The organism is Thermotoga sp. 38H-to (assembly GCF_011057665.1).
In the GTDB taxonomy this organism is placed as follows: Bacteria; Thermotogota; Thermotogae; order Thermotogales; family Thermotogaceae; genus Thermotoga.
Genome location: NZ_LNFZ01000004.1, coordinates 65,874 through 78,552, shown reverse-complemented (window position 1 = coordinate 78,552; position 12,679 = coordinate 65,874). Strand labels below are relative to the sequence as shown.

Here is a 12,679-nt window from a genome sequence, read left to right as displayed (position 1 = left end):
AATTTGGCGACCTTCATCCTGATCGCACTGATCTTTGTGGCTTTCTATTTCGTTCCGTTCGGGCATCCAATTGTTGATCAGAGTATCCTGAACGGGTTCTATTTGCTCCACGAATACGCACGTGAACATGTTCTCCTGTGTCTTGTTCCCGCGTTCTTCATCGCGGGAACGATATCGGTGATGCTCAAAAAGGACGCCGTTTTGAAACTCCTTGGCCCAAACGCTAGAAGGATCATTTCTTATCCTGTTGCTGCGATTTCCGGTGGTATTTTGGCCGTCTGTTCCTGCACCATTCTTCCGCTCTTTGGAGGGATCTACAGAAAAGGTGCGGGTATAGGCCCTGCAACCACTTTCTTGTTTGCTGGGCCTGCCATAAACATCGCAGCGATATTTCTGACAGCACGAGTTCTCGGATGGGATTTGGGACTTGCCCGTCTCATCGCAACGATAACAGCGGCTGTCCTCATAGGTTTGATCATGGAAATGATCTATCAGGAAAGGGGAGAAGGTGGACTCGCGTTCACCTCCGATGACGATCAGTACGGTGTAAGAGGAATAATATTCTTCTTGATACAGCTTGGATTTCTGGTAACGAGTTCTCTTGGTATCAACCAGACCTTCAAATATTCCCTAATGACAGTACTTGGGCTTTCTGCACTCTTCATGGCTTTGTTTGGTTTCAAAAGGGACACCGTTCAAAACTGGCTGTACGAAACCTGGGATTTTGCAAAGAAGATACTGCCGTATCTCTTCATCGGTGTGTTTTTCGCGGGTGTTTTGACCAGGCTTTTGCCACAGCAGGTGGTAACGGCGCTTCTTGGAAGCAACGGCTTTTTATCCAATCTCGTAGCGTCCGTCATAGGTGCTCTCATGTACTTTGCCACTCTTACGGAGGTTCCAATAGTTCAAGCTCTGCGAGAACTTGGAATGGCAAAGGGACCGACTCTTGCGCTTCTCATGGCCGGTAATTCCCTCAGCCTTCCGAGCATGATCGTTATCACAAAACTCCTTGGAAGGAAAAAGGCCTTCACCTACTTTGGTCTTGTGGTCATCTTTTCGACTCTGTTTGGACTGATATACGGAGCGATTTAAAAGGAGGGATAGTATGGCAAAGAAAGTGGAGATACTTGGGAAAGGGTGTCCGAGGTGCAAACAGACAGAAAAAATCGTGAGAATGGCAATCGAAGAACTGGGAATCGATGCGGTCGTTGAAAAGGTTCAGGACATAGACGAGATCATCTCAAGAGGTGTCGTGGCAACTCCTGCGGTAGCGGTGGACGGAAAAGTTGTCATCTCTGGCAGAATTCCATCTTTGGATGAAGTCAAAAAGGTACTTCAGCAGGCTTAAAACAGAACTCTGTTTAAGATAAAGCCGCCTTCTCAGGCGGCTTTGTTTGTATCATCCCCTCCTCTTTGAAGAGTTTTTTCATGCTCTTTTTCGCTTCCCATACGGCGTAATCCCTGACGTCTTTTGAGATGGGTCTGTTCCACACAAAACTGAGAACTGCGGCATCGTCTGCTAATCCTATAACAGGATAATGAACACTATCGTTGTTATTACTCTCCACGGAGTTTTGTACTCTCCACTGTACCAATCTTTCAAAAGATTCGACAGAATTTTCGTCCATTTTTAGCCAAAATCGAGTTTGACCTTACTTTCTTCTCCAGTTTTTCTGAATTTTTCAAGGCCTTTCTACATACTCTTCACTTATTTCATCAATTAATTTCTGAGTCTTTTGTTTCATGTACATATCTCCCCCCACAGTTCAACGAAATTCGGAAAGAAAATCGTATCAGTCATATAATTTGACACCAACCGGTGTACTTGTGAAAAACTCAGGGGGAGTTATAGATTTGACAAGTTTTCAAGTGCTAAAATTCTAACAGATCGTGAGATATCCTCGAACTCGAAAAGTCAGGAATAAAGGCTTTGACCAGTTCAGGAATGAAGAATCTATCACTCTCAGGGGATTGGGGGAAAAATCGTGAACAATCTTTTGTTTAAGAAAGTAGATTACAGTGTGGGTGGACTGCTGGAGAGCATCGATAGCGGTGAAATAGGCCTTCCTGATATTCAACGGCCCTTTGTCTGGGATACAACCCGTGTGCGTGATCTGTTTGATTCTATGTACCGTGGTTATCCCATAGGAACTCTTCTTTTCTGGGAAAATGGTTTTCCAGGTGAACACCGTACTATTGGGATAGGTACCAAGCAAAAAGTGCCTCGCCTGCTCGTTGTGGATGGTCAACAGCGACTCACTGCCCTTTACTCCGTGATGAAGGGAGTTCCCATCGTAGATAAGAACTTTCAACAGCGGCGCTTGAGAATAGCCTTTAATCCGATGGAGGAAAAATTCGAGGTCACCAATACATCCATTGAGCGCGATCCTACCTGGATATCTGATATCAGCATCCTGTGGCAGAAAGGTTTCGCGCCGTACGATTTCATCTCCAGTTTCATGAAGAGATTGGAAGAACGGCGTGGTCTAACCGAAGAGGAACGACAGCGAATTCCTCAATCCATTCAAAAGCTGGTCAACCTCGTCAATTATCCGATGACCGCTCTGGAAATTTCCGCCAGCGCCACAGAAGAACAGGTTTCTGAGATATTTGTTCGTATAAACAGCAGAGGTCGTACACTCAATCAGGCCGATTTCATCTTGACGTTGATGTCAGTTTTCTGGGATGAAGGGCGCAAACAACTGGAAGAGTTCTGCCGGCAGGCCAAGCATCCTCCTTCGGATAATCGTCCTTCACCTTACAACCCATACTTCAAACCCCAGCCGGATCAACTATTGAGAATCGATGTGGTACTGGCTTTTCGTCGTGCCCGGCTGGAACACGTGTATTCCATTCTACGGGGCAAGGACCTTCAAACTGGTGAATTCTCACCGGAACGTCGCGATGCCCAGTTCGCTCTCCTGAAAAAGCACAGGATGATGTCCTCAGCTTACAAAACTGGCACGACTTTTTGAAAGTGATAAAGCGTGCCGGATATATCCATCCCAGTCTTATTACCTCTGAAATGGCGCTGGTTTACACTTACTCCCTCTGGCTCATTGGCAAGCAAGACTTTGGCCTGGACCAGCACACTCTCCGCAATCTGATGGCACGATGGTTCTTCATGAGTTCGCTCACCAGTCGCTACTCCTCTTCTCCTGAAACTCGTATGGAACAGGATCTCGCATTGATACGAAACTGTTCCAGTTCAGAAGAGTTCATTCGGACACTGGAACAGGAAATATCGGCGGTCCTGACAAATGATTACTGGACTGTCACGCTCCCTAACGAACTGGCCACAGCTTCCGCTCGCAATCCGGGACAATACGCTTTCTTTGCAGCTCTCTGTTTGCTCGACGCTCCGGTACTCTACTCTTCTATGAAGGTTCGTGACCTTCTCGATCCCACATCACAATCGCACAAATCAGCGCTGGAAAGGCACCATCTCTTTCCGCGCAAACACCTTGAAAAACTGGGCATCAAAGATAAACACGACATAAACCAGGTTGCCAATTTCGCTCTGGTAGAATGGCACGACAACGTTGATATAGGAGATCGCCCTCCTTCAGACTACGCACCTGAATACGAACGTCGTTTCCCACCCGACAAACTCAAAGAAATGTACTGGTACCATGCACTGCCCGAGGGCTGGTACAACATGGACTACCGGACATTTTTGGAGGAACGCCGACGCCGGATGGCAGAAATCATTCGGAAAGGGTTTGAGAGTCTAATTGAATAAGGATGATTGACTCAGAAAAAACAGCTTCGTTATGAAGATTAAAATTAATATGTTGATACAACGCAATGTCTTTGATGAACTCTTAAATTGTCTGGTCTGAGAATGCTATAATCCGATTAAAGAGAAATGGGGAATTGACTTTTTTACCGAGGTGAAAAAGTATGATCAAAAAAGGAAATATTATCGAAGGACCTTTCTGGGATGAACCAGTTAAGGTCGATGAAATAAAAGAAATAATGAATCGTGTTTATATTAAAGGATCAACTATTTATTCAAAAAAGTATGTTAACGATATACTTGAAAGAGATGATTTAAGTAAATTGCGAATCATGAAAGCATTGATTGACTTCTCAGCTAACCCACAGGATACATTTCTTGTAATAGAAGCAACAAGATTTAAATACGCTTCATTATTTGATCCATTGCTTGCAATGAATGTTTCAAAAATAGATCCACTACCATTTCAGATAGAGGCCGTGTACGGTTACATCTTAAAACAACCGCATATAAGATTTTTGATTGCCGATGATCCGGGTGCAGGAAAAACAATCATGGCAGGACTGGTCATAAAAGAACTGAAATTGAGACGATTGGCAAACAGGATTCTGATAGTTGTTCCAGGACATTTGAAGGACCAGTGGAGAAGGGAATTAAAAGAGAAGTTCGATGAGAAGTTCGTAGTTCTTGACAGAGGTGCCTTCAATTCCCATTACGGAGAAAATCCATGGGAAAAGTACGATCAGATTATAACTTCCATTGATTTCGCGAAACAAGATGAAATAGTAGCGAGTTTAAGTTCAGTTCATTGGGATCTCACAATAGTCGATGAAGCTCACAAAATGTCAGCTTATAGATACGGAGATAAGACCAAGAAAACTCAACGTTACAAGCTGGGAGAAGTTCTATCTGGAACGTCAAATCATCTCATTTTCCTCACTGCCACTCCGCATAGAGGAGATCCAGAAAACTTCAGATTGTTTCTGGATCTTCTCATGCCCGGTTTTTTCGCTACAAACGAAATGGTGGAAGAATCTCTGAAAAATAAAGACAATCCTCTGTTCATAAGAAGATTGAAAGAAGATCTGAAAGACTTCGAAGGAAAACCAATTTTCACAAGAAGATTCCCGGTAACCATAAAGTTTCATCTCTCAGAGTCTGAGAAAAAACTCTACAATGAAGTGTCAAGGTATGTAATCGAGCAATACAACAGAGCGATGCAATCTGACAAAAGTAGAAACATCGCATTTGCTTTGATGATACTCCAGAGGAGGATGGCATCCAGCACGTATGCTCTTTTGAAATCTCTTGAGAGAAGGAAGGAAAGACTCGAACGGATCTTAAAGGGTAACAAAAAGCCAAAAGAGATGGTAATTTCCAATGATTTCGAAGAGCTGGATGATATGGAAGAAAGCGAAAGATGGAAAAAGGAAGAAGAATAGGAAACTGTGACGATTGCAAAAGATCCGGATGAGTTAAAAAGGGAGATAAAGACGCTTGAGAGGCTTATTGAGATGGCAAAGGATGTTATAACCAGCGAAGAGGAAGTCAAGCTTAAAGAATTAAGGAGAGCTATTAAAGAAGGCTTCGAGAAAATTGAAGAGATGAAAGGAAACAAGAAAATACTCATATTCACTGAATCAAAAGATACTCTCAATTATCTTGTTGAGAAGATAAAATCATGGGGTTACAGGGTAAACTACATCCACGGTGGCATGAACATAGATGAGAGGATAAAGGCAGAAAAGATTTTCAGGGATGAAACCGAGATCATGGTTGCGACCGAAGCCGCTGGAGAAGGCATAAATCTTCAGTTTTGTCATATAATGATAAACTACGACATACCATGGAATCCCAACAGACTTGAGCAGAGGATGGGAAGAATTCATAGATACGGACAACAGAAAGATGTTTATATTTTTAACCTCGTAGCGGAAGACACCCTGGAAGGTAAAGTTCTCGCAAAGCTCTTCGAAAAACTTGAAGAGATTAGAAACAAACTTGGAAGTGACAGGGTTTTTGATGTTATCGGAGATGTGTTTGAAGGTAAGAATCTCTACCAGCTGATAATCGACGCAATTACAAATGCAAAAAGCATGGATGAAATTCTGAAGGAGCTGGATATAGAACCTGACGAAGAATATATCTCTAAGATAAAAGAAATACTTGGAGAAAGCCTTGCAACGAGGTTCATAGACTACACGAGAATAAAAGAGATGGCGGAAAGGGCAAGGGAATATCGATTGATTCCGGAGTTTGTGGAGGAATTCTTTAAGAAGGCTTTTCAGAAACTCGGTGGACAAATAAGAAATTTGAAGGAAGGCCTCATTGCTATAGATTCTATCCCGTATGAAATAAGAAAGATTGCAGAGAGTGTTGAGTTCAAAAACAGATACGGTGTGATAATGAGAAGATATCCGAAAGCAGCCTTTGACAAGGAAATTGCTTTCAAGAATCCTGACGCCGAATTCATCTCGTTTGGCCATCCGTTATTCGAGGCTCTTCTTGAGTGGATAATCAAGAATTTTGCAGATGATGCTAAGAAAGGAGCTGTATTCAAGGATCCTTCAGGGAATCTTGATGGATTCATTTGGTTCTACGTTGGAGAAGTCAAGGATGGAAAAGGCACAGTGGCGGGAAGAAAAATTTTGGCCATATACGACGACGGAAGGGATTTTAGAGAGGTCAATCCTGCAATTCTGTGGGATCTTTCTCCGTGTAAGCAGGAAATCAATGAGAGTATTTCTGATTCTGATGAAGAGAGAGCATTGGAAGTAGCCATTGATCTTGTTGGAAAATACAAGAACGAAATCCTGAAAGAGAGAAAAAGACAGGCTGAAATCAAGAAAAAGTACGGGCTAAGATCCCTTGATTATCTAATTGCAAAGCTTGATGAAGAGCTTGTTGAACTTTATGAGAGGCAAGCTAAGGGAGAGAACGTTGATCTTGCTATAAGAAACAAAGAGGAACGAAAGAAAAGGTACGAAGAAGCAAGAAAGGAACTCGAAGAAGAAATAGAACGAGAGCAAAGTCTTACCACAACTGTTCCGGAACTTTTCACTGTCATACGGATAATCCCTGAGAAGTTAGACATGGTCGAAAGCAAAGAGATCGAAAAGATAGGTATGAAAATAGCGATGGAATACGAAAAAAGGCATGGAAGAGAACCAGAGGATGTTTCCGCAGAAAATCTGGGATTCGACATTCGTTCGAAGGGAAAGGGAGAAGTGAGATACATAGAAGTGAAAGCGCGAGCCGGTGTTGGAGATGTTGCTTTGACTCCGAACGAGTGGCTTAAAGCGAAAAGATTCAAGGACCAGTATTATCTTTACATAGTGGTAAACGCTGCGACAAATCCTGAGTTGTACATCGTACAGAATCCCGTTGAGAATCTGAAGGTACAGGAGAAGGTAGAGGTTGTGAGATTCATAATTCCTGTTGAAGAGTGGAAAAATAGAGGGATAAAAGAGTAGGTGAGTTTGAATAATTCAGAAATGATAGATTTTTGAATACTCTCTGCGCGTTTGCTGACACATTGTGTTTTACACATATCACCATACCCGAAGAATCAGAAAAACCAGTAAAGCGGTTTATCATATATTTAAAGATCGTCAAAAAGATCCGAAAGCGAGGGGAAGGACAGTATGATTGATAAAAGATACATCGAAGAAAGCTTTCCAATTAAAGAAGTTGGTGAAATCTCTGCAAAAGAAAAGAACATAAGGCACGGGCATATATCAACTTTACATATCTGGTGGGCACGCCGCCCTCTGGCCTCGTCGAGGGCGACGAATTATGCAGCCTTGATCCCCGCAACAGATGATCCTGTGGAATGGGAGAAGAAACGGCAGTTCATAATAGATCTTTCAAAGTGGGAAAACAGCTTAAACCACCAGATTATTCAAAAAGCAAGGGAAGATATTTTGAGAGCCAGCGGAGAAAAACCACCGAGAGTGCTCGATCCTTTTGCAGGAGGTGGATCCATACCTCTTGAAGCCTTGAGACTTGGTTGCGAAGTTCACGCAGTCGAATACAACCCGGTAGCCACCCTCATTTTGAAATGTACTCTTGAGTATCCTCAAAAATACGGAAAACCTGTGAGGAAAAATGTAAAAAATGGTATGGGATTGGAAGCAGAAATAGAAGTCAATCCATTACTTGAAGATGTGAAGAAATGGGGAAAATGGATTCTGAAAGAAGCAAAGAAGGAGATTGGTAAATTCTATCCTTCTGATGAGGATGGATCAATACCGGTTGGTTATATCTGGGCGAGAACAATTCCATGCCAGAATCCTGCCTGTGGTGCTGAAATTCCACTGATGCGTCAATTCTGGCTTGCGAAGAAGAGTAACAAGAAAGTGGCGCTGTACCCATACGTCGAAGGAAACGAAGTTAAGTTCAAAATCGTCGGGGATGGGTATGAAAAAATGCCAGAAGGATTTGACCCATCAAAGGGAACAATCTCAAATGCGGTTGCAACTTGCCCCGTCTGCGGATCAGTTGTTGATGACAAAACAACAAGAAAACTCTTTAGAGAAGGGAAAGCAGGAGAAAGAATGGTCGCTGTGGTTTTGCACAAACCAGGAACACAGGGAAAGAGATACAGGCTGGCAACAGAAAAGGATTTGGAGATATTTAAAGAAGCGGAAAGGTATCTTGAAGAAAAGAGGCAAAAATTGATGGAGGAATGGGGAATTGACCCTGTGCCGGATGAGGAAATTTTGAAAAAGTGTCACGAAGTTGACAGAATGCCAATGTACGGCATGCTCAAATGGGGCGACCTCTTCAACGCCCGCCAGAAGCTGGCTTTGATAACTTTCACTGAAAAGGTTAAACTGGCGTACAAGAAGATGATTGAGGAAGGGTATGGGGAAGAGTATGCAAAGGCGGTGGTGAGTTATTTGGGAATTATGATAAGCCGTTCTGTTCCTTTCTATTCTATTTTAACACGATGGGAGCCTATGAGAGAAACTCCAGCAAATGTATTTGGAAGACAAGCACTCCCAATGATGTGGGATTTTATAGATATAAATCCTTTTAGTGGAGCTACCGGAGGAGTAGAACAGAATTTGGATTGGATTCTCAATGTCCTCTCCCACCTCTCCCAAATTCCACCTGTAGAAGACGAGGGCAAACAGATTATTCCTACCGTTAAACAAGCCTCTGCCACAGAACTACCCTATCCCGACAACTACTTCGACGCTGTTTTCACTGATCCACCTTATTACGACAATATCAACTACTCTGTTCTCTCTGATTTCTTCTATGTCTGGCTCAAAAGGAGTATAGGGGAGCTCCATCCAGATCTCTTCATGACACTCCTCACACCAAAATCAAAAGAGATCGTCGCTGATCCTGCAAGAGCTAAATCAAAAAATGATGCAAAGAAATTTTTTGAAGAGATGTTAAAGCAGGCATTCAAAGAGATTTCCAGAGTTCTAAAACCGGGCGGCATTGCTACCATTGTTTACACCCATAAATCAACCTCTGGCTGGGAGACGCTTATTAATTCTCTACTTGATTCTGGACTTGTTCCAACTGCCTCCTGGCCTATTGACACGGAGATGAAGGCAAGATTACTTGCAAAAGGTAATGCTGCCCTTTCCTCTTCTATATATTTTGTGTGCCGCAAAGTGGAAAGAAAGGAAACAGGCTGGCTGAACGAGGTAAAGGAGGAAATAAAGAGCCACATAACAAAAAAGCTTGAAATGCTCTGGGAAGAAGGTGTGAGTGGTGCTGACTATTTCATCTCTGCCATTGGCTCTGCCATTGAGATATTCGGGAAGTACAAGAAGATAATGGATTACGAGGGGAACGAGGTGAGTACCGAAAAACTCCTGAACTATGTTCGTGAGGTCGTGACCGATTACGCTGTGAAACAGATCTTACATAACGGCATATCCGCTGAGCTTTCACCACTCACAAGGTTCTACCTTCTCTGGAGATGGACCTATGGAGAATCAAAAGTCCATTTCGATGACGCGAGAAAGCTTGCCCAATCAATCGGAGTGGACTTGGAAAAGGAGTGGAACAAAGGATTCATAAAGAAAGAAAAAGAATACATAAGAATCCTCGGTCCGCAGGACAGAAAACTCGATGAACTCAAGGAATCCCGGGAGATGATAGACGTTCTCCACAAAGTTCTGCTTTTGTGGAAAGAAAACAGAAAGGAAGAAATAAAGGAAGTATTGAAAGAAACGGGCTTTGGAACAAAAGAAGCGTTCTACAAGGTAGCTCAAGCGATCTCTGAAACTCTACCGACCGAAAGCAAAGAAAAGAAACTCCTCGATGGTTTTTTGAGTGGGAAAGACAGGATAAAAGATGAGCTGAGAAACTTGAACGGTCAAGGGAAACTCTTTTGACTGAGGAAAAATCTGGAGGTGGTTTGAATGAAACCTTTCACCCAGATAGCGATCCCTCATGAAGATATAGTTGAAGGACGCCTGACCATGGACGTCTTCGCTGCGGATTTATGGCAGGTGGCAAACGGAAGAGCTCCTGAAGATTATCAGGATTCCGATCTGTTCTTCAAAAAAACCTATATCACAGAAGGTTTGAGGAATATACTGAAAATTGCAAAATATAGACTTGAGGGAAAAACTGGAGACTCCACAATTCAACTCCAGACACCTTTCGGCGGAGGTAAGACCCACACGCTCATTGCCCTTTATCACAAAGCGAAAAAATGGAATGCAAAGGTCGTTGTTCTTGATGGTACTGCCCTCAATCCAAAGGAAATAAGGCTTTGGGAAGAACTCGAAAAACAACTTACAGGTAAGATTGAGATCACAGCAGGGGAAATTGCTCCAGGGAAAGAAGTACTACTGAAGCTGCTATCTGAGAATTCTCCAGTACTCGTTCTCATGGATGAGGTTCTTGAGTACATAACGAAGGCAGCTGGCATAAAGGTTGGAGACTCAAATCTTGCTGCACAGACCTTCGCGTTCATTCAGGAACTCACAGGTGCTGTCTCAGCCGTGGGTAACGCTCTTCTGGTTCTCACACTACCTTCAAGTATTTTGGAACATTATGATGAGAATGCTGAAAGAATGTTTCAACAGCTTCAGAAGATAACTGGCAGGATAGAAAAGATCTACGCGCCTGTAAAAGATGATGAAATAGAACACGTGATAAGAGCCAGATTGTTCAGAGAAGTTGATGAAAAAGAAGCAAAAAAGATTGTTGATTACTTTGTGGATTACGCGAGGAAAGAGAATCTTCTCTCTGAGGAAGAGATATCTGAGTACAAAGAAAGATTTCTCAAAAGCTATCCGTTTAAGCCAGAGGTTATCGATGTTTTGTACAAAAGGTGGGGTTCATTTGCCACTTTCCAGCGGACGAGAGGAGTTCTGAGACTGCTTTCCATTGTTGTCCACGATTTACTCGATAAAAACGTTCCATTTATTCGCCTGGGGGATTTCAACCTCGATAACGAGGAACTGAGACGCGAACTCATCAAACATATCGGTCAAGAGTGGGACAGCATCATCGCTCAGGATATAACTTCCAAAGGTTCCGGAGCAAGAAAGGTAGATGAGATGATCGGATCTTCTTATTTATCTTACAAACTTGGAACTGTGGTCAGCAGAACTATATTCATGACATCGTTTTCAGGAAGAGGAGAAAGGGGTCTGGGAATAAAAGAAATCAAATTGAGCACTGTTGAGCCTTCTTTCCCAAGTAACGTTATAGATACCGTAATAAACTACCTCAAGGAAAAGCTTTTCTACCTTTCAGATGAGGGTCTTTTCTTCGTCAATCAGCCGAATCTCAACAAGATCATTGTTTCAAGAGAGGAAAACATCTCAGATGAAGAGGTTCGTGAGGAAGAGAAGGAAATGATAAAAAGACACATATCACGGGAAACAAAATTCAAGGTGTACATTCATCCGAAGTTTTCAAAGGATGTACCAGACGACGAAAATCTCAAACTGGTGATCCTCGATTCGAGTTATCCGGATAGGGAGTTTCTGGAAAGTCGTGGCGAAAGTCCAAGGGTATACAGAAACACACTGATATTCTTGTGTACCGACGAGAATCAAAAAGAAACTTTTTACTCTTATGTGAGAAGGCTGATCACTCTAAGGCAGATAGAGCAGGACAAAAAGCTGAATTTATCAGATGCTCAAAAGAGTGAGTTGAAAAATAAGGTAAAAAACCACGAAAACAGAGAATATGAAGAGCTGAGAAAGTTTTACAGAAAATTGTTCATTCCTGATAGAAATGGATTCAAAGAATTCGATCTAAGTTTACCAACTTTTGATGAATCAAAAATTGATGAGGAAATTTACAACTATTTGAGGAATCAGGAGAAAATTCTGGAAAAGATATCTCCCAAGGTAATCAAGAGTAAATACCTTTCTGAGAGAGATTTCATAGAAGTCAAAACACTGTACGAATCCTTCTTGAAAACCCCCGGTGAGTTAATAGTTTCTAAAGAAGGATTTATAAATGGGATTAAAGAAGGTGTTAAAAACGGACTATTCGGGTTCGGATATCTTGAAGATGATGCGCCCGTTTGCAAATACATAGGAGAAGACGTAGAAATCGACCTCTATGAAGGTGAAATTATCACCAAGCCGGAACTTTGCAGGGAAGAAGAAAAAGTAGAAGAGAAAATTGATAGAGGACGATCAGGTGTTGAAGATACTGGCGAGGAAATCACTGAAGGAGAAAAAGAAAGAGAAAATGAAATATTCGAACAAGAACGTACGGAAATGTACTTGAAACTCGATGTTCCGGTTGGTCAGATATCATCGGTGGTCAAAATCATAAACTATTTGAGAGGAAAATTCGAGCAGTGTGAAGTGAAGATTACCATAAGAGCAACCAATGGAAGGATCAGTAAATCAGAATATGAAGACAAAATACTGGAAGCACTAAATCAAGCGAATATTAAGATCGAGGAAGAGAAGTAGCTTCGTTATTTTTTGGTGTTAA

At 42.3% G+C, this 12,679-nt stretch carries 7 protein-coding genes and 1 pseudogene; 7 read left to right on the top strand and 1 reads right to left on the bottom strand.

Features of this window, described 5'->3' with window-relative positions:
* The first annotated feature begins 3 nt into the window (after positions 1-3).
* On the top strand, positions 4-1,092 hold the full coding sequence (locus tag AS158_RS08925; protein ID WP_011944155.1) for a permease: 1,089 nt from the start codon (positions 4-6) through the stop codon (positions 1,090-1,092).
* 13 nt (positions 1,093-1,105) lie between these two features.
* A complete protein-coding gene (locus AS158_RS08920) occupies positions 1,106-1,348 on the top strand; it encodes a thioredoxin family protein (protein ID WP_011944156.1) in 243 nt (80 codons plus the stop codon).
* A 13-nt stretch (positions 1,349-1,361) separates the two neighbouring features.
* On the opposite strand, the gene AS158_RS08915 is transcribed toward AS158_RS08920, so the two are convergent.
* The gene (locus AS158_RS08915; protein ID WP_165304885.1) at positions 1,362-1,568 is read right to left on the bottom strand and encodes a hypothetical protein; all 207 of its coding nucleotides are present in this window, start codon (positions 1,566-1,568) and stop codon (positions 1,362-1,364) included.
* A gap of 417 nt (positions 1,569-1,985) precedes the next feature.
* Between AS158_RS08915 and AS158_RS09365 the strand changes: the two are divergent.
* The 5 genes and pseudogenes from AS158_RS09365 to AS158_RS08895 all read left to right on the top strand — a co-directional run bounded on the left by AS158_RS09365 (position 1,986) and on the right by AS158_RS08895 (position 12,657).
* Positions 1,986-3,742 (top strand): annotated as a pseudogene (locus tag AS158_RS09365) (DUF262 domain-containing protein).
* A gap of 161 nt (positions 3,743-3,903) precedes the next feature.
* The gene (locus tag AS158_RS09270) at positions 3,904-5,181 is read left to right on the top strand and encodes a DEAD/DEAH box helicase (protein WP_206516532.1); all 1,278 of its coding nucleotides are present in this window, start codon (positions 3,904-3,906) and stop codon (positions 5,179-5,181) included.
* Between the two features lie 6 nt (positions 5,182-5,187).
* Positions 5,188-7,212: a helicase-related protein gene (locus tag AS158_RS09265; protein ID WP_206516531.1), complete on the top strand. Its 2,025-nt coding sequence runs from the start codon at positions 5,188-5,190 to the stop codon at positions 7,210-7,212.
* Positions 7,213-7,383: 171 nt separating this feature from the next.
* Positions 7,384-10,101 carry a DUF1156 domain-containing protein gene (locus tag AS158_RS08900; RefSeq protein WP_165304883.1) on the top strand — a complete coding sequence of 906 codons (2,718 nt, stop codon included), beginning with the start codon at positions 7,384-7,386 and terminating at the stop codon, positions 10,099-10,101.
* A 27-nt stretch (positions 10,102-10,128) separates the two neighbouring features.
* Entirely contained in the window at positions 10,129-12,657 is a 2,529-nt protein-coding gene (locus tag AS158_RS08895; protein ID WP_165304882.1) for an ATP-binding protein, read from the top strand.
* Positions 12,658-12,679 lie beyond the last annotated feature (22 nt).